18 protein-coding genes are annotated in these 18,802 nt (G+C 32.3%); 7 read left to right on the top strand and 11 right to left on the bottom strand.

What is annotated here, in order from left to right; genetic code table 11:
- The first annotated feature begins 74 nt into the window (after positions 1–74).
- Positions 75–1,553 (top strand): hypothetical protein, encoded by a 1,479-nt coding sequence (locus ACIDC4_RS20930; RefSeq protein ID WP_412043665.1) that lies wholly within the window; start codon positions 75–77, stop codon positions 1,551–1,553.
- Between the two features lie 176 nt (positions 1,554–1,729).
- On the opposite strand, the gene ACIDC4_RS20925 is transcribed toward ACIDC4_RS20930, so the two are convergent.
- From ACIDC4_RS20925 to ACIDC4_RS20915, 3 genes are read right to left on the bottom strand one after another with little or no spacing between them, the layout of a single operon-like run.
- Entirely contained in the window at positions 1,730–2,224 is a 495-nt protein-coding gene (locus ACIDC4_RS20925) for a hypothetical protein (protein WP_412043666.1), read from the bottom strand.
- A gap of 2 nt (positions 2,225–2,226) precedes the next feature.
- The gene (locus ACIDC4_RS20920; RefSeq protein ID WP_412043667.1) at positions 2,227–3,393 is read right to left on the bottom strand and encodes a hypothetical protein; all 1,167 of its coding nucleotides are present in this window, start codon (positions 3,391–3,393) and stop codon (positions 2,227–2,229) included.
- A 16-nt stretch (positions 3,394–3,409) separates the two neighbouring features.
- Entirely contained in the window at positions 3,410–4,822 is a 1,413-nt protein-coding gene (locus tag ACIDC4_RS20915) for a hypothetical protein (RefSeq protein WP_412043668.1), read from the bottom strand.
- A 181-nt stretch (positions 4,823–5,003) separates the two neighbouring features.
- Between ACIDC4_RS20915 and ACIDC4_RS20910 the strand changes: the two genes are divergently transcribed.
- From ACIDC4_RS20910 to ACIDC4_RS20900, 3 genes are all read left to right on the top strand, one after another.
- Positions 5,004–6,266, top strand: coding sequence for a cation:proton antiporter (locus tag ACIDC4_RS20910; RefSeq protein ID WP_412043669.1), 1,263 nt, complete (start codon positions 5,004–5,006; stop codon positions 6,264–6,266).
- 230 nt (positions 6,267–6,496) lie between these two features.
- Entirely contained in the window at positions 6,497–6,739 is a 243-nt protein-coding gene (locus tag ACIDC4_RS20905) for a type II toxin-antitoxin system HicA family toxin (RefSeq protein WP_412043670.1), read from the top strand.
- 1 nt (position 6,740) lies between these two features.
- Entirely contained in the window at positions 6,741–7,091 is a 351-nt protein-coding gene (locus ACIDC4_RS20900; RefSeq protein ID WP_412043671.1) for a type II toxin-antitoxin system HicB family antitoxin, read from the top strand.
- A gap of 19 nt (positions 7,092–7,110) precedes the next feature.
- Here ACIDC4_RS20900 and ACIDC4_RS20895 read toward each other — a convergent pair whose 3' ends face one another.
- Positions 7,111–7,770 carry a SanA/YdcF family protein gene (locus ACIDC4_RS20895; RefSeq protein ID WP_412043672.1) on the bottom strand — a complete coding sequence of 220 codons (660 nt, stop codon included), beginning with the start codon at positions 7,768–7,770 and terminating at the stop codon, positions 7,111–7,113.
- Between the two features lie 136 nt (positions 7,771–7,906).
- Positions 7,907–9,934, bottom strand: a complete 2,028-nt coding sequence (locus ACIDC4_RS20890; RefSeq protein WP_412043673.1) for a M3 family metallopeptidase — start codon at positions 9,932–9,934, stop codon at positions 7,907–7,909.
- 220 nt (positions 9,935–10,154) lie between these two features.
- Between ACIDC4_RS20890 and ACIDC4_RS20885 the strand changes: the two genes are divergently transcribed.
- Positions 10,155–10,826 carry a hypothetical protein gene (locus tag ACIDC4_RS20885; protein WP_412043674.1) on the top strand — a complete coding sequence of 224 codons (672 nt, stop codon included), beginning with the start codon at positions 10,155–10,157 and terminating at the stop codon, positions 10,824–10,826.
- 102 nt (positions 10,827–10,928) lie between these two features.
- On the opposite strand, the gene purE is transcribed toward ACIDC4_RS20885, so the two are convergent.
- The 5 genes from purE to ACIDC4_RS20860 form a co-directional block, all read right to left on the bottom strand.
- Positions 10,929–11,411: a 5-(carboxyamino)imidazole ribonucleotide mutase gene (purE, locus tag ACIDC4_RS20880; protein ID WP_041516353.1), complete on the bottom strand. Its 483-nt coding sequence runs from the start codon at positions 11,409–11,411 to the stop codon at positions 10,929–10,931.
- Positions 11,412–11,478: 67 nt separating this feature from the next.
- Entirely contained in the window at positions 11,479–11,883 is a 405-nt protein-coding gene (locus tag ACIDC4_RS20875; RefSeq protein ID WP_230033163.1) for a hypothetical protein, read from the bottom strand.
- 22 nt (positions 11,884–11,905) lie between these two features.
- Complete coding sequence (locus tag ACIDC4_RS20870; protein ID WP_412043675.1) at positions 11,906–13,060, bottom strand: 5-(carboxyamino)imidazole ribonucleotide synthase; 1,155 nt, start codon at positions 13,058–13,060, stop codon at positions 11,906–11,908.
- Between the two features lie 757 nt (positions 13,061–13,817).
- Positions 13,818–14,372 (bottom strand): hypothetical protein, encoded by a 555-nt coding sequence (locus tag ACIDC4_RS20865; RefSeq protein ID WP_412043676.1) that lies wholly within the window; start codon positions 14,370–14,372, stop codon positions 13,818–13,820.
- Between the two features lie 21 nt (positions 14,373–14,393).
- Complete coding sequence (locus ACIDC4_RS20860) at positions 14,394–16,490, bottom strand: TonB-dependent receptor (protein WP_412043677.1); 2,097 nt, start codon at positions 16,488–16,490, stop codon at positions 14,394–14,396.
- An 18-nt stretch (positions 16,491–16,508) separates the two neighbouring features.
- On the opposite strand from ACIDC4_RS20860, the gene ACIDC4_RS20855 reads away from it, so the two are divergent.
- Positions 16,509–16,751: a hypothetical protein gene (locus tag ACIDC4_RS20855; RefSeq protein WP_488381163.1), complete on the top strand. Its 243-nt coding sequence runs from the start codon at positions 16,509–16,511 to the stop codon at positions 16,749–16,751.
- Between the two features lie 9 nt (positions 16,752–16,760).
- Here ACIDC4_RS20855 and ACIDC4_RS20850 read toward each other — a convergent pair whose 3' ends face one another.
- Positions 16,761–18,035 carry a PQQ-dependent sugar dehydrogenase gene (locus ACIDC4_RS20850; RefSeq protein WP_412043678.1) on the bottom strand — a complete coding sequence of 425 codons (1,275 nt, stop codon included), beginning with the start codon at positions 18,033–18,035 and terminating at the stop codon, positions 16,761–16,763.
- Positions 18,036–18,219: 184 nt separating this feature from the next.
- Between ACIDC4_RS20850 and hpt the strand changes: the two genes are divergently transcribed.
- Positions 18,220–18,750 carry a hypoxanthine phosphoribosyltransferase gene (gene hpt / locus ACIDC4_RS20845; RefSeq protein ID WP_412043679.1) on the top strand — a complete coding sequence of 177 codons (531 nt, stop codon included), beginning with the start codon at positions 18,220–18,222 and terminating at the stop codon, positions 18,748–18,750.
- Positions 18,751–18,802: the final 52 nt, after the last annotated feature.

Here is an 18,802-nt window from a genome sequence, read left to right as displayed (position 1 = left end):
AGATCGCCTGATTAAGGCGATCTTTTTTATTGAGTTCATCCTGTTTATCTAATCAATTTTAAACCTATAAGAAAATGAAAAAAAAATACGTTATCATTAGTTTACTGTTTATTATTATAATAGCAGTTGGTTTGTGGTTGTTTCTTTTTAATAAAAATAACGGAATATATAAGGATGGAGCTACTTATGCAAATGCATCAGCCGATTCATGTAACTGTGAGACAAGTTGGTTTCCGCATGAGCAAACTCCCGCTCCAAAAGAAGGTGACGGAAGTCCGTTTGACAGCAAGACTACCACAAATTGTGATTTTCACCAATGGTCATGGCAAAAGTTTTTGTGGGTAACAAAACCATTGCCAAGCGGAAATCCTTTCTTTTTAGATTCTCTCGATTTAGTTAGTCCGGAAATGGAAGATGTCACGTCACAGTTGGGCATAAAACTAGTGTTGAGTTCTATTAATCAGGCTGGTTCCAGAGGAGTTTTACGTTCTAATCCTAAATTTAATAATGTTGCAGATACAGTGTATTATTCCATTCATATTAATGCGCTGCTAAAAGACAAAGCAGTTTTAGCGGCATCTTTAATCAATAGTGGCAAATTACCTGTTTCTAATTTAGAGACATTTCCTGTTGGGGCTTTAGAATTAAAAGTTTCCTGGATTAATATCGATGCAATTGCAAAGACCAAGCAAAAAGATTATTTCACAACGAAAGCTGCTGTTGTAAATAGCAAAGGGCAATATGTTGAAAAAACCATGGCGTTATTGGGTATGCACGTAGTGGGAGTTGTGAAAAATCATCCTGAATTTATCTGGGCCACTTTTGAGCATAAAGATATGGCACCTGTTTACGATAAGAAAACCAATTCGGTAACGGCGGCAAATGAAATGTTATTTTACGAAAAAGGTACGACTACGGGAATAGGAGGGATTAAGTGGATTAAAAACGGAACTTCGCCTGTTGTTCCTAACAAAGCATTTATACTTTATGAGTATGGTGTGCCGAAGGATGTAAATACTGGTGCGTTTATGGCAACAAGTCAGTCAGAACCAGCTAATTTTAATAATATAGACAACATCAATAAGTGCGTAGCATCTAATTTGAAAGATGTTTTCAAAAATTATTTTTATAATGGTTCTATTTGGTTAGATTTTGATGGCGTTTCTCCGGAAAATCAGGCAAAATCAATTGTAACAAAAGACATCTCGAGTGCGCTTCCGGATTCGTTAGCAAGAGGTTCAGTTAATTTGGCCAACATTACTATGGAAACTTACACGCAGACTTTTCAAAATGATATACACGATATTAATAATGGTAATGTAATAAGTTGCTTTTTTTGTCATCAATCTGCAAACTTTGATAAAAGCAGACCGGGAAAATCGCCTTTGTTTTTAAGCCATTTATTTGGAGATTATTTACTGTTTACCAAACCGGTATTACAATCTAGTGGTAAAAACACAAATAATGCAAACAATCTAAGAGCACGACGTATTGAACAAATAGATGCGCTGAAAGTACAACAACTTGAAGAGTTTGTTAAGGCTAAAAAGTAACTTATTTTCGAAACAAAAAAGCATCTTATTTATAAGTTGATCCCAAGATAAAAATGTCGAAGTTTAGCTTCGGCATTTTTTTATGGCTTTTGTTGTCTTTAAAAATAAAGTTCTTTTAATTTAGGAAATGAAATTGTTTTTAAGTGATTAACGAAATGATGCGAAAACCGAATCTTTTATTTCCTTAAAATGATAGATACACCACTGCTAAAAGAGGATTGCGACTCAGGTTCGTATTTTGTCAGCTTGAAAGCAAATGTGTATTTGCCATCTTTTGGCGCAGTAAATTTTTTATTTTCAAGTTCAAATTCAAAATTTTCCCTGTGTATTATGGTATCTTTTTCTTCAAAATTTTTTTCAGTTATGTCTTCAGAAGTTGGCTTAGCGTTTATGATATGATTTTTTTCATAAGTGAATCTACTAATACTATCAAATTCAATTGTTTTTTTATTTTCTTCAATCAAATATTTAATGGTGTATTCAGGATATGGAGTACCGCTATTTATTTTCGTCCAAAATGAAATGGTTTCTCCTTTTTTTAAATTGATTTCGCCTGAAGAAGTAATTTCTTCTTTTGTTACTGGTACTTCAATTAATTCTTTCCCAACAGAATGGCAACCGCAAAGGGTTAGTAGCACTGTTAATACAATCGTTTTTAGTATGATTTTCATATTTATTTTTTTAGGGCAGGAATGTCTAATGTTTTGTTTTTTGAATAATAATTGAACATTTTAATGTAAAAGTCCCTTGTAAGATCTGAGACCTCATTAGTAACTAAGTAAAAACTTTTTCCTTCATATTGTACATTACAAATCAATTTTTCAAAAACACGATTATTGTATCCTGAATCCGTAATTTTTAAATCCGTGAGATTATCAATTTGGGTAAAACTATATTTATTTGAGAGTGAATATCTGGAGCTAAAAAAAATATTATCGAAGTCGGAACTGATTTTCTCAGGAATTGTGAAGTTTTCTAAGGTGTTTGTTTTTACTGCATTTAGAAAATTAAGATAAGTAAAATCCATTTCATCATTTGTTCTGTAAAATGTGACATAATCATAGTTTCCCTCTGATCTTGGTGAAACGGATTGGTTGATGTCTAAAAAAGCTTTCATTTCTTTATCTAATTTATTAAAAATAGATTTGAATAAATAGATTTCAGCCTGAGGTGTATTCAAAACATATTCTTCCCAGGAATTGAAAGGATTTTTTTTGAAATCTTTCTTTAATAAATTTTTGCCATTTTTAAGCATATGAAGCGCCAGATTTTCTTTTTCAGGAAATTTAGCAAAATGATCTACTTCTCCGTTGTAAATAATATAGCTTTTTGAGTTAGAATCGTACGCGTAATGTATTACGGTAAAATTTTCGCCATAAATAATGCTATTAGAATCTTCAAAGTAAATATGATTTTCTTTAACAATTTGTTTTTTGATTTCGGCTATACTGATCAAATTAGGATTTTCTTCTTGGGCAATGTAAACGCTTTGTGAACAAAGTCTTTCACGCGGGAGTAAAGCTGAGGTTAAATCAATAGAGATTACATCTTTTCGGGTTTCAAAATCTATTTTCCCAAATTTCAAATCAATATTACCCTGCTCATAGACTGTAACTGCATAAATATAATTGTCCGGAATAGAAATATTGAATTTACCTGGTTCAGAAAATGAAGTCAGGTTTACTTTTGAATTCAAAATCTTTTGAGCTTCTTGTTTGTTGATTTTTGTCGCTTGTGCAATTAACTCATTATTGCCTTGGTTTTCTTCAAGATTATATCTTTTGCAACTTAATATTGATAAAGGTATTACTAGTAAATATATTATTTTGATAATTTTCATAATGCGCATCTATTTGTTAATTAAACTTATCAATATTTACTGTTGCGTTTTCTTCGTTTTTACTGTTTGGATACTCAACATAAAAGGATTTATGCAAAACATAATAAAGAACATAATAAAGAATAAAAACACCAAAACTAGAGAGCCATAGAAAGGAGAAGATTTTGTCTTTAAAAAAAATGAGATATCCTTCAGTAAAATCAAAAAAGTGTTTTACATCTTCAAAGTATAAAAACAGAACGACTGCAAAAGGAACAATTTTAGTCATGATTTTATAGTAAGCAACCAAAAGTATTGCTAGTATAAATACCGGGATTTTTATCAAATCGTTTATGGCTTTTACTTCACTTGTAAAATACTCATATATTAAAAAAGCAGTCAGTAAAAGGCAATAAAGAGCCAAATGAAGTTTTTTGTTTTTCTTTAGATTAAGAAAATATTGCGTAACGTTTTCTGCTCTTTTTGTTAGCAGTAAAACTAAAAAGCTAAAAATATTGAAGATAGGAATAAGCGTAAATACATTTATAATTCCGAAATATTTTTTTAAGGAATAACCGCGAAACTGAATCAGATTGCCTAAAAATCTTCCTGAATATAGTAGAAGGAAATAGTTTGATACTAATTTTATTACTTCAGATAAATCAAATTTTGAAGAGAAAATAGAAATTGTAAATATCGATTGAGCCAGATTTAAGAGAGTTAGAATTAAAAGAAAAAAACTAATGATAAAACCCCATTTAAAGAATTTTGTATCAATAAATTGTTCATCGATAGGTTTTCGGATACTTTTAATTCCTCCAAATCTATTGGTAATGTAGAAAAAGCCGATCAGACCAAATAAAATTTTGAACGTATTGATAAATTCCATAACCGTTATGAATATATCCTGCATATAAGGTTCGTTGAAATTTAAAAATGTAAAATTTCCAAATGTATTTTCAACTTCTATATCAATAACGTTGAGTAAAAGTATTGTTATTAGTATAGGAAAAAGCCATTTTGTTTTTTTAGAAACATTAAAGTTTTCTAGTGCAAAGTAATGCTTGACAAAATAAAGAAAAGGCACTATTAGCGATAGAAAATTGATGATTTTGTAGATGTAACTACTTTTATACCAAGTAAAATCGTAAAGATAATGTGTGAAATTATAGTCTAATAAAAATGAAACATCATTTTTGAAAAAATAAGGAATACTCAGCAATTGTAAAATGATCCCTGTCTTTATTTTATTGTTTTTATAAAAATACCAGGAAAGAATTAATGTATTCAAAAACCAAAAAAGTACACGCCAAATTTGTATAAATATAAATGTGTTGGGGGTAAAGACTTCGAGGTAATACAAGAGCATACTTAGTGAGAAAAGTATAATTCCGAATACCCAAATTTTATCAATAACATTATTTTGAGTTTCGCTAAAAATTAATTTCATAGAATGGTTTTAAAAAGAAGAGTAATTACGTACAAAAATATTCTTTTTAAAATGATATCAAAATATTCTTTACTATTTATCGCTTTAGAAAATCATTTTTCATAATTGTAAAGTTATGTTAATTTAGGAAATGAAATTTTGTTTTAGGTAATGGAAATATATTTTTGTAAAAATCACATTTATGGAATTATACTACACCTTTTCAATACTTATTGTATTGGCTTCTTTCTTCGCCTATTTAAATTTAAGATTTTTAAAACTTCCGGGAACTATCGGAATAATGATTATTGCCATGTTGGTTTCTTTAGGTATTCGCCTTTTGGGAGATTCTTATTTTCCGGCTACAACCAAACATTTTTTTGAATTAATAAAAGAATTTGACTTCAACGAAATCTTAATGGGAGCGATGTTGAATTTTCTTTTATTCGCCGGCGCACTGCATGTAAATATGTCTGATCTTAAAGAACAAAAAGTTCCTATTATGATATATTCTACAGTTAGTGTTGTGTTATCAGCATTAATTATTTCTATGCTGCTTTATTATATAGCGCCAATTTTAGGAATAAAAATCCCTTATATATTTTGTTTGGTTTTTGGTACATTAATTTCTCCAACTGATCCAATTGTGGTGTTGGGCGTTTTAAAACAAGCCAAAGTGCCTAAAAGAATAGAAACCAAAATTGTTGGTGAATCGTTGTTTAATGATGGAGTAGCAGTAGTAATGTTTGCTGTTGTTCTTAAAATGGCAACCGATCCAACATTTGATATGACTTTTGGTTCTATTGCCTGGTTATTTGCAAAAGAAGGAATTGGCGGACTTTTATTAGGAGCTGCTTTAGGATATACCGCATCGAGAGTTATGAAAAAAATCGACGATTATAAAGTGTCAGTTCTAATCACGCTTTCTATCGTAATGGGAGGTTTTCTAATTGCCCAAAGCCTTCACGTTTCAAGTCCGTTAGCGATGGTAGTTGCCGGATTGATTATTGGTAATTATGGTAAAAAAGTAGCAATGAGCGAAATTACTCAGGATTATTTAGGTAAGTTTTGGGAACTTATTGATGAGATATTAAACGCTATTTTATTCTTATTTATTGGTTTTGAATTACTATTGCTGCCAGATTTAAATAAACAATTATTAACCGGTTTTGTAGCTATTTTTATAGTGTTATTCGCTAGAATTTTTTCTATCGTTTTACCGTGGAAATTCTTTGATATATTTAAATTTTTCGGAATTAAATCTGCCTACAACAAAGGATCCTTAATGGTTTTAGTTTGGGGAGGAATTCGCGGAGGAGTTTCTATTGCATTAGTACTTTCTATGCCGGAAGGGGAATATAAAAACCTCCTTCTTGAAGTAACTTATATTGTGGTATTGTTTTCAATTGTAGTACAAGGGCTGACCGTTGGAAAATTAGCCAAAAAGGTTTTGGAGAAAGAGTAAATGACTTAGAAAATGAGCATAGAGTAAAGAAAATAGAGTAAAGAATAAAGATCTTACTTTTAATTTAATGAAAAAGCCTGCAAAATATTTTGCAGGCTTTTTTTATAGTCTATCTATTTTTTATAAATAGCAGTAAGTTTTATTTTGAAAGACTTTTCTTATATTTGTATTTTTGTTTTTAATTGTAACTAAATTACAGTTGCATTCTTGAAATTTAATTATAAATTTGTATGAGTAAAATTAATAAACTTATTGAAAAGTTAAAATTAAAACCAAAAGATTTTTCTTGGGATGAAATGCTGAAAGTTTTAAATCACTTCGGTTATAAACAAATCTCACAAGGAAAAACAGGAGGCTCAAGAAGAAAATTTGTGAATGAAAATAAACAGATTATAAGTCTGCACGAACCGCATCCACAAAAAGTTTTGAAAGGATACCAACTTGATATTATTATTGAACATTTGGAATTATAAAATGAAAAACTATTTAGAATATAACGGATACATTGGTACATTAGAATTTTCTGCAGATGATAAAATATTCTTTGGAAAAATTCAAGGTATAAACGATTTAATAACTTTCGAAGGTTCGTCTGTTAATGAATTAGAAAAATCTTTTGAAGAAGCTGTTGACGACTATTTAGAAACATGTAAATTATTGAATAAAGCTCCGGATAAAAGTTATAAAGGATCTTTTAATGTAAGAGTTTCTCAGGAATTACACCGAAAAATAGCTCTCTTGGCCACTAAAAAAGGATTGAATTTAAATGAGGTTGTAAAGGAAGCACTATCATACATAATTAAACACGAAGAGATATTAAACTAAAACATAAGAGGCTTTCAAGTTATCGTTTGTCTTCTTTTGAATAATTTGAAACTCCATTGATATCAATTGGATTTCCTAAAAAACGAGGTTCACGATTTCTTAAAACATCAAAAAAGGATTTAAAGATAGAACCATATTCTCTAAAAGTAACATATTTGTATCCCAGATATTCTCCATTGTTGGCAGAATATCCAACAGCTTTTATCCCAAGTTTTTGTCCGATGTAAATTGCCCGGTTTAAATGATATTCCTGAGAAATTAAAGTTGCTTTTTTGATGTTGAAAATATGTTTGGCGCGATACATGGTTGAATACGTATCGAATCCTGCATAATCAATAAATATTTTGGTTGTATCAACACCATGTTTAAAACAGTAATTTTTCATTACCGTTAATTCATCATATTCGTCGCGGCCATTATCTCCCGAAAGTAAAATTTTATTGATTCGGTTGGCTTTGTATAGTGCGATTCCGGCATCAAGACGGTCTTTTAAATATTTGCTCGGTTGATCTCCGTTGATTCCGGCACCAAAAATAATTCCTACATCGTTTTTAGGGAATTTTTTAATCGAATAGTAAATGTTTTTTTTGGTCGAAGACTTCACGTAATAATTTACCGAAATAATAGCAACCAATCCGATAATGGCTAGGTAAAGAGCGATTTTAAAATATTTTTTCAAAATATATTTTTGTAAGATTAAGATTTAAAAAGTGGTGAAGGTAAATAACATTTGTTTACAGTCAAAATGAAAATAAAAAACCGAAGCGTTTTTTGCTCCGGTTTCTCATTATCTAATATTCTAAGAAGTCTAAAGTCTATAAAAGTCCCGCTCTCTTCAATAAAGCTTCCGGTTTAGGTTCCTGACCTCTAAAGCGTTTGTATAAAATCATAGGATGTTCTGTTCCTCCTTTTGAAAGTACATTGTCTTTGAATTTTGTAGCAATTTCGTGATTGAAAATACCGTTTTCCTGAAAATATTCAAAAGCATCCGCATCCAGAACTTCAGCCCATTTATAACTGTAATATCCGGAAGAATATCCGCCTTGAAAAATATGAGAAAACGCCGTACTCATAGCATTTTCTTTTACATCAGGATACAATTGTGTGTTGGCAAATTGCTCTGTTTCGAAAGTTTTTAAATCTGTAATATGAGTCGGATCTTGTCCGTGCCAAGCCATATCCAATAATCCAAAACTTAACTGACGCAAAGTGGCTAACCCTTCCTGGAAACTGGCACTTTCCTTAATTTTCTGAACATATTCAATAGGAATAATTTCTCCAGTTTCGTAATGATTGGCGAACAAAGCCAAAGCTTCTGGTTCGTAACACCAGTTTTCCATAATCTGACTTGGTAACTCTACAAAATCCCAAAATACAGAAGTTCCGGATAAACTTGGGTAAGTTGTGTTCGCTAACATTCCGTGTAAACCGTGACCAAATTCATGGAATAAAGTCGTTACTTCATTAAACGTCAATAAAGATGGTTTTGTTTCTGTTGGTTTTGTAAAGTTGCAAACGTTCGAAATATGCGGTCTTTCGTTTACGCCATCTTTTATAGATTGATGTTTGAATGAAGTCATCCATGCACCATTTCTTTTTCCTTTTCTTGGGAAGAAATCTGCGTAGAAAATAGAAACTAAATTACCATCAGCATCGGTTACTTCGTAAGTCGTAACTTCTTCGTGGTATTTATCTATGTCAAAAACTTCGGTAAATGTTAATCCGTATAATTTTTTTGCAACTGTAAAAGCGCCTTTTAATACTTTTTCTAATTGAAAATAAGGTTTTAGCTTTTCATCATCTAAATTAAAAAGCTGTTGTTTCAGTTTTTCAGAATAATAAGCGCCATCCCACTTTTCCAATTGTTCGATTCCGTCCAGCTCTTTGGCGAAAGCCGTTAATTCAGCAAATTCTTTTTGAGCTGCCGGTTTTGCTTTTGCTAATAAATCATTCAAAAAAGAGAAAACTTTCTCCGGACTTTCGGCCATTCTTTCTTCAAGAACAAAATGTGCGTGCGTTTTATAACCTAATAAATTCGCTCTTTCGAAACGTAATTTCGCAATTTTCAAGACATTTTCCTGATTGTCGAATTCGTTATTCTGAAAAGATCTTGAGCCAAAAGCAATTGCCATTTTTTTACGCAATTCACGATTATCTGCATAAGTCAAAAATGGAAGATAACTTGGATGATCTAAAGTGAAAATCCAACCTTCTTTTTCCTGGTTTTTAGCCAATAATCTTGCTGCTTCAATTGTTCCTTCAGGTAAACCAGATAAATCTTTTTCGTCAGTTAAATGCAATTCGTAGGCATTGGTTTCTGCCAAAATATTCTCTTCAAATTGTAATTTTAATTTTGATAATTCTTTATCAATTTCGCGAAGTTTATCTTTTTTGTCTTCAGCTAGATTTGCTCCGTTTCGGGAAAAACTTTTATATTTTTTATCTAAAAGGGTAGTTTGTTCCGGATTTAGATTTAATGTTTCTTTTTGATCGTAAACGGCTTTTATTTTAGCAAATAAAGCAGCATTTAGCGTAATGTCATTTCCGAATTCAGACAATAAAGGGGAAACTTCCTGAGCGATTTTTTGCATTTCCTCGCTTGTTTCTGCCGAATTCAAATTGAAGAAAACACTCGAAAGACGATCTAAAATATCTCCTGAAAAATCCATTGCTACAACAGTATTTTCAAAAGTTGGCGCTTCGGGATTGTTTACGATAGCATCAATTTCGGCTTTAGCCAAAGTAATGCCTTCCTGAAAAGCCGGAAGATAATCTTCAATCTTTATTTGCGAAAAAGGTGCTGTGTTATGTTTGGTTGTGAATTTTGAAAGTAAAACGTTCATTATAATGTAATTATTTATATTAATTGAAGTCAAATTTTTGAATTCCAAAGATAGCAATTTATAAAAATCTAATCATCTATATAGAATTGATTCTAGGCATAAAATCCTCTTAAATTGTGTTATAGATATGTTATTTATTTCTGTGAGGGTTTTAAAAATCGTAAATTGAAAAAATGCGATTAGAATATAAAATGCTAATCAGAAATTGTAAAACAAAAAAATGATGAATTATCAAGTTGTAATAAAGAATATAGATACGGTTAATGAAGTAGAAGGATATTGGTCTGATGAAGATTTTGTTCAGTTATTAGAAAAATTCAATTATCCCGATGGTGCAACTGCAGACAAAGCGAGTCTACCGGAATTGTTAGAAATGGCGATATCGGATTACGAACCTAATGAAGCTGCCGAAATAGTTTTGAAATATAAATTTCCTGATCGATTAGGCGACGGACAAATCGAGCAAATATCGCATAATATGTTGATTGATAAAGTTTGTGAGGAATATCCCGAAATAGATATGCAGGGAACTTTGTTTCATATCAATCAATTACTTTTTAAAGCATACAACGGAAAATTCCCCAATGCAAAAGCTTCTATTGTTCATTTTTCAATGACACCAACAGATGGCGAAGCACAAAAACTGACAGCAGAAAATGTGCTGAAATTATTGAATAAAGGTTTGTCTGATAGAAATCTTATCAAAAGATTATTCGAAAACCAAATTTCTCAAAATATTCCATTTCCTGAAGCCGAAGCTATTGTTTGGGAATTAACCACAGATGATAATGTAAATTATGATCTGGTTACTTCGGAGAATTGGATAAATAAAGAAGACATTACAGAATATGAATTTGAATCTGTTCTGGAGGATATCGAAGAAGAAGCATAATTCAGAAATATAAAAGGGTAAAACAAAAGGCTTCCGTACAGGAAGCCTTTGTTTTTTGTATTCTATTCAGTCGCTGTTTATACTGAAAACTGCGACTGAAAACTATTTCAATCCTTCAGCAGCTTTGTTAACTGCCGCTTTCAATTCTTCTTTGTAAGCAATAATCGTATCAAGTACTTTTTTATCGTGACTTCCAATGATTTGTGCTGCTAAGATTCCGGCGTTTTTTGCTCCGTTTAAAGCTACAGTTGCAACAGGAACTCCGCCTGGCATTTGCAGAATCGATAAAACAGAATCCCAGCCATCGATAGAATTGCTTGATTTTACCGGAACTCCAATTACAGGAAGTGGTGACATCGAAGCTACCATTCCAGGCAAATGTGCTGCACCGCCCGCGCCGGCAATAATTACCGAAATGCCGCGAGTATGAGCATTTTTACTGAAATCGAATAATTTTTCCGGCGTTCTGTGTGCCGAAACGATATCAACTTCAGTTTCAATGTTAAATTGTTTTAGTATGTCGATGGCATCCTGCATGACTGGCATGTCTGAGATGCTTCCCATTATAATAGCTACTTTACTCATTTTGTTTTTGTTTGTTTTGTTTCAGGTTTCAGGTTTTTGTTGAGACTGAAAATGTTTGTTTTTTTATTTATGAAATTACGTCAGTATTTTTATTGTTTTGATATTCAAAAAATGCTTTGAAGCTTTTTGAAATTGTAAAATGGTAAAGTGAAAAACTATATACGACTGTCATAATTATTATTGGAGCTTTATTTATCAAAGAGATATCAATTGAAAATAAGCTAATTATGAGAATTACGTTTGCAATCGAAAAAAGTACGATCGTTACGACTTTTGCCCATTTTTTTCCAATATATACCAGATAAAGAAGTCCAATCGTTAAAAAAAAGCGGGTTATTCCAGAGATCAAATTTTTTATGTCAATTTCTGATTGGTAAGACTGATAGATGTAAGTTGAATATAATGAAATTATCAAAATACAAATGAATACAAATAATGTTTGCTTTTTTCCGATTTTTGCTAATTCAGTCATAAATCCTATTGGTTAGAAAATGTTATTGAGAAATCACTTTAATTGTATTCTTAACATCCTCTGCAATTCTTCTTGCTTCGCCCATGTTTTCATTTACAATCGTAACGTGACCCATTTTTCTAAAAGGTCTTGTTTGTTTTTTACCGTAGATATGTGGTGTAACTCCATCCCATCCTAAAATGGTTTCAATATTTTCGTAAACGACATCTCCTGAGAAACCTTCGGCACCGACTAAATTTACCATAACTCCGGCAACTTTACTGTCTGTGTTTCCTAACGGAAGATCTAAAATAGCGCGTAGATGATTTTCGAATTGTGATGTGTAACTTGCTTCGATCGAATAATGACCTGAATTGTGTGGACGAGGAGCAACTTCATTTACCAAAATTTCATCTTCATGAGTTTGGAACATTTCAACTGCCAAAAGACCAACATGATTGAATTTCTCCGAAACATTCAAAGCAATTGCTCTGGCTTTTTCAGCTACTTTTTCGTCGATTCGTGCAGGACAAATTACATATTCTACTTGGTTGGCTTCCGGGTGAAATTCCATTTCGACAACCGGATAAGTTTTTATTTCTCCTGAAGGATTTCTTACTACGATAACGGCCAATTCATTTTTGAACGGAACCATGGTTTCTGCAATACATTCAACATTTGGTAAATCATCCATATCAGAAATCTGGCGAATGACTTTTACGCCATTTCCGTCGTAACCAAATTCAGTACATTTCCATACAAACGGAATGGTGATTTCATTATCTCCAACTGATTTTTGCAAATGTGCCGGACTATCAAATCGTAAATATGAAGCTGTCGGAATATTACTTTGAGTATAAAAATCTTTTTGAACTCCTTTATTCTGAATTCCTTTTAAGGTTTTTGGAGAAGGATATACTTTTAGACCTTCGTTTTCTAGTTGCGTTAAAGCTTCAAGATTAACCAATTCGATTTCAAAAGTCAAAACATCGACTTGTTTTCCAAAATTGTATACTGTTTCATAATCCATCAAATCGCCCTGAAAGAATTTATTGCAGGCAATTTTACTAGGAGCTTCGTCGCTTGGATCTAAAACATAAGTTTGTATGTCAAATTTTCGAGTGTCAGACAGTAGCATTTTTCCTAATTGTCCGCCACCTAATATTCCTAATTTAAAATCAGAAGAAAAATAGTTCATTGTAGTTGTGTTTTTGCAAAGATACTTTTTAATCTTTTTTTTGCCACGAATTTCATGATTTTCATGATTTTTTTCCAATTCTAATTTCAACTGGAAGACAATTAGTGAAAATTTGTGGAATTTGTGGTGAACTTTTTTTAGTTTGTGGTGAAAAATTTAACCGCAAAGTCCGCAAAGATTTACGCAAAGTTCGCAAAGTTTTAATTGTTAGAAGGAGGCAAAGAACACAAAGCTATGTGTTAGATTTTGTAGATAAAAATTTGTGCTAATTTGTGAAATTTGTGGTAAAAAAAATCCTTTTTAATCATCTAATCTTTGGCTAAAAAAAATTAACCGCAAAGTCCACAAAGATTTACGCAAAGTTCGCAAAGTTTAATTGTTAGAAGGAGGCAAAGAACACAAAGCTATGTGTTAAGATTTGCAGATTAAAATTTGTGCTAATTTGTGAAATTTGCGGTTAACTAAAAAAAATCATTTTTAATCGTCTCATCTGTGGCTGAAAAAGATTAACCGCAAAGTCCGCAAAGGTTTCGTAAAGTTCGCAAAGTTTTAATTGTTAAAAGGATGCAAAGGGCGCAAAGCTATGTGTTAGATTTTGTAGATAAAAATTTGTGCTAATTTGTGAAATTTGCGGTTAACTAAAAAAATCATTTTAATCATTTAATCTGTGGCAAAAAAATAAACGTAAGGCTATATGTTAAGATTTGGGCAGATTAAAAATTCGCGCTAATTTGTGAAATTTGTGGCAAACTAAAAATCACTTTTCGATTTTCTTCAAAACTTCTTTGGCGACAGCTTTATAAGCCGCAGAATGATCTCCATAATCTTTGTTCAGGATAACTTGCAATTCCGGATGAATCCAGTCGTAATGATTTCCTAAGATGTATAACGTTCTGATAGAATAGGCTTTTGTTGCCACTTTTACATCATTTATCAGCCAGTCAAAAGAAACTTCGATACAATCCTGGAGGTTTTCTTCGGAAAGTAAAATGCTGTCATCATTTTTCTTATAATGTGATTTTATTAAAAGCTGAACCACCTTTGCAATTGGCCTTATCGAACTTTCATCCTTTAAAATTTTCAAATTAGAACATAAAAAATCGAGATGAGGTTGCAGCCAGATTAATTCTTCGTAGGATACAAATTCTAAAATCCAACAGGCTTTATGATTGTTTTTATCTTCGGGCGAAAAACAAATCGAAACCAATTCTTCGAATAAATGATGATTTTCTAAAACATACTGAGCCGCCATGAGTCGGTTTTCTCTGTAAGCATTTACATAGTCTAGTTTTGCTTGTAATTCAGATGACATTTTTTTCGATTTAGGACACATCTAAAATAAGTAATTTAGTGAAATAGTTCCGTAATAATTTACAGGGAGTCCCGGATAATAATATCGTGGACTTGCGTTCCCGACAGCAACGGCGTTGGGCAAAATCATTGAAGCATATTTTTCATCCGTAACATTATTAATACCGAAAGCTAAATTGGTATTTAAATTAGGGAGAATTTCAAAACGATAACCTGTTTTTAAATTGACGATATGATAAGAATCTGAATAAGCAGAATTAGCATCATTGAGCGGAATTTTATCTGTAAATTGAAAATCGGCAGAAAAATAAATCCCTAAAGAAGTATCTAAAATTATTCCCGCATTTACTTTATTCGCCGCAACTCCCGTTAATTTATTTCCTGAATAATCGTTTCCGTTATCGACAAAATCTTTAAACTCATACTTTCCTAACGAAGCTGCGATAAAAGAATTCAAGGTAAAAAAACGATTAATCGTCCAGTTGTGTTTTGCTAAAACTTCGATTCCTTCATGAAATGTTTTTCCGGCATTTACACCTTCATATTGATCATCGCCAATGCGTTTCGCTACCAATAAATCTTTTATTTCCATTCGGTAAACCGCAAATTCAGTATAAAGATTTTTATTAAAGAAATAGAATTTTCCGCCAGCTTCAAAATTATAACCGCTTTCAGGTTTTATATCAGGATTGATGTTGCCGGAACTTGTAAGTGTTTCTTCGGTCGCAGGCAATGAAAATCCGCGACTTGCCGAAAAGTATAAAGTTCTTTCGGAATTGGGTTTGTATAAAAAAGACAATTGAGGAGAAAAAATTCCGTCATAACTGTATTTTTCAGTTGCCGTTTTATTCGGCAGAAAATTCGTTAGCTCAAAATGAGTTTCATTATAATTTAATCCTGCCTGAATTTCGAACTGATCAGAAAGTAACATTCTGATTTGCGAAAAAATATTATAAAAATGTCTTTTTTGATCGGTTTCTGTTAATTGATTTCCTTGTAAGCTTCCTTGATCATTGTTGGTTTTGTAGAGGTTTTCAAAAGTATTCCCGTTATAATTATCTGTGAAATATTCAATTCCCGCAATAAATTGATTTTCTGTTTTTCCTATTTTAAAATCTCCAGAAAACTGCGTTCTTCCGCCAGTTCCAAAAGTATATTGATGTAAAATATCAAAAGGACGAGGTTCGTTACTGTCTTTATAATTAACAAATATTGAAGTAGCATTACTCAGATGATCATTAATTTTAAAATCATAAGCCAATCCTGCCAAGGTCGATTTGTATTCTTTAAACCCTTTTGAAGCTACCCAGGTCGAGGCGCCCAGTTTAGGGTTAGAATCAAAAACCTCCTTAGTAATCGAACTTGGAATATAAGCTTTCAAATAAGTGTAATTCGAAAAATACGTCAGTTTGTTATTTTTCTTTTTGAATAATTCTCCTGCAAGTGTGATTCCTTCGCGATTGTACGAACTGTTTTCTCTCCATCCATCGGTTTTAAGATTATGGTAACTGATATTCAGACTGGAACTTTTCTCATTTAGACTATAATTCAAACTGTTTTTAAGTAATCCAAACGAACCAAAAACGCTGCTTACGCTGGCATTTTCTCCATTCGTTTTCGAAAGTTGAGGTGAAATTAAAATCGCACCGCCCAAACCCGCGCCATAAATACTCGAAAGCGGCCCTTTGATAACTTCAAGTTGCCCAATATTTTCCAGATCAATATCATCAATAACCGTTTCGCTGTTCCCGGAAGTTAGCGGAATACTGCCATAAAAGGCCCTGATTTTATTGGTTCCGTAAGGAGATCTTGCGCCAATACCACGAATCGAAATTCGGGTTGTGGTAAAATTAGAAGACTGCATAAAAACTCCCGGAATAGTATTAATTACCGTAGTAATATCTGTTGCATTATTTTGCAAAAGGTCTTTTTTAGACAAAATGCCAATTGCAGCCGGTGTATTCTGCAAGCGATTATTAACATGAAGTGAACTGATAACAACTTCGTCCAGTTTCTGAGTTTTGAGAGAATCAATAGTTTTGCTTTCTTTTTCTTGTGCTTTAGTATTTTGGAAAACATAAAACACAAGAAAGAGAAAACAATATTTTTTTAAAATCATAAAAGAGTTTGTTGAAATATGAAAAAATTAACCGCAAAGGGCGCTAAGATTTACGCCAAGTTCGCAAAGTTTTTTTTAAAGCTGATGTCTAATAATCTCGCAAAGGCGCGAAGCAGCAAAGTTTTTATTTTCTTTGTGACTCTGCCACTTTACGAGATTAAAAAGATAAAGCTTTGCGAACTTTGCATTATTATAAAAAGCTACATAAAAAATCTTAGCGCTCTTTGCGGTAAAAATTCACCGTTTTTGAATTCCCGTTAAAATTGGAATTTACTTCTTCGCCGTTACCTTCCAAATCGTATTTCCGCTATCATCATTCACCAAAAGCGATCCGTCTGGTGTAACCGTAACCGCAACCGGACGTCCGTAAACTTCGGCTTTTTCAGCATTAGAAATAAAACCAGTTAAAAAATCCTCAGGTTTTCCAGAAGGTTTTCCGTTCGCAAAAGGAACAAATACCACTTTATAACCTGATATTTTGGCGCGATTCCAGGAACCGTGTTGTCCTACGAAAATTCCGTTTTTGTATTTTGCCGGAAAAGCATCTTTAGTATAAAAAGCCAATCCTAATGAAGCCGTATGAGCACCAACCGGAACATCCGGAACAATAGCTTTTTCTACTAAATCTTTGCGTTCACCTTTCATTCTTGGATCAGGAATATTTCCGTAATACGAATAAGGCCAGCCGTAGAAACCATCTCTTTTTACACTCGTTACATAATCAGGAACAAGATCGTCGCCCAATTCGTCACGTTCGTTTACAGCAGTCCAGAGTTCCTTGTTTGCTGGATTCCAGTCCATTCCAACAGGATTTCTAAGTCCGGCAGCATAAATTTTCTCACCGGTTCCGTCAGGATTAATTTCCAAAATATCAGCACGACGTACTTCTTTGTCCATTCCGTTTTCACCAACATTACTTCCTGAACCTACAGAAACGTAGATTTTTGTTCCCTCAGGATTAGCAATTATATTTCTTGTCCAGTGATTGTTGTAACCTCCGGCAGGAAGTTCAAGAATTTTAGTTCCCTGAGTTTCTAATTTTAGCGGATTGTTTTTATAAGGATATCGGTATAATCCATCTGTATTGGCAATGTAGAAAAAGTCTTTTAGCACCAACATCCCAAAAGGTTTGTTTAAGTCTTTTATAAAAACTTCGCGGGTTTCAAATTTACCGTCTTTATCTTTGTCACGCAATACAGTAATTTGATTTTTACTGGTTCTTGTTCCGCTTTCTACTACAAAAATATCATTATTTGGAGCAATATAAGTCCAGCGGGGATTTTCGAAACCATCAGCAAATTTTGTAACTGCAAAACCTTCGGGAGCCGTTGGAGTTTTTCCTTCAGGCCAGCCAATAACTTTACTGTTGTTTGTTTTCGATTCAGTTGCATAAGGCGGAGGCAGAGTCAGGTCGCCAACCGCTGTTTTTACAATCGTATTAGGTTGCTTGCTAAGCGCTTCTTTTTCTTCTTTTTTCACCTGTCCGTTGCAGGCTGTTAGTATAGCTAGTAGGGATATAGAAAATAATTGCGTGGTATTTTTCATTATAGTTTAGGGTTAAATATTTATAGAACAACAATTTAGTAAAATTAAAAATGTTTTTAAGAAAAGATTTATAAATATTATGTGATATTTAACATTCTTAAAAAAATATGTGTCCAGCCTATTTTGATACTTACACTTTAGTTCTAATTCTGTATCTTTGCCCATTATTTTAAACATAAAAATAATGATACAACTTCACGATAAACAATTTGTTCCGTTTATTTCGGCCAAAGAAATTGATTTTGCTTTGACCAAATTAGTAGCTCAGGTAGAAGATGATTTTGGAGACGATACTCCAATTTTTATAGGAGTTTTGAATGGTGCATTTATGGTCGTTGCAGATTTTTTAAAAAAGTATAAAAGTAATTGCGAGGTTTCATTCATCAAAATGGCATCTTACGAAGGAACCGAATCTACTAATACCGTAAAGGAATTAATAGGAATCAATCAGGATTTATCCGGCAGAACCGTAATTATCATCGAAGATATTATCGATACCGGAAACACGATCGAAGAATTAAAAACGATGTTTAAAGCGCAAAATGTAAAACATTTTAAAATTGCGACTTTGTTCTTTAAACCAGATGCCTATAAAAAAGACATCAAAATAGATTACATCGGAATCAGAATTCCAAATAAATTCATCGTGGGTTACGGATTAGACTACGATGGTTTAGGACGAAATTTACCCGAAGTATATAAATTGGCAGAATAATTATAAACACACACAACTATATATTCATTTAAAACTTCTTATAAAAAACAGA

It is taken from the genome of Flavobacterium sp. C3NV, from assembly GCF_046825355.2.
Taxonomy (GTDB): Bacteria; Bacteroidota; Bacteroidia; order Flavobacteriales; family Flavobacteriaceae; genus Flavobacterium.
The sequence above is the reverse complement of the archived record's forward strand: the minus strand, read 5'-3'. Positions and strand labels throughout refer to the sequence as shown.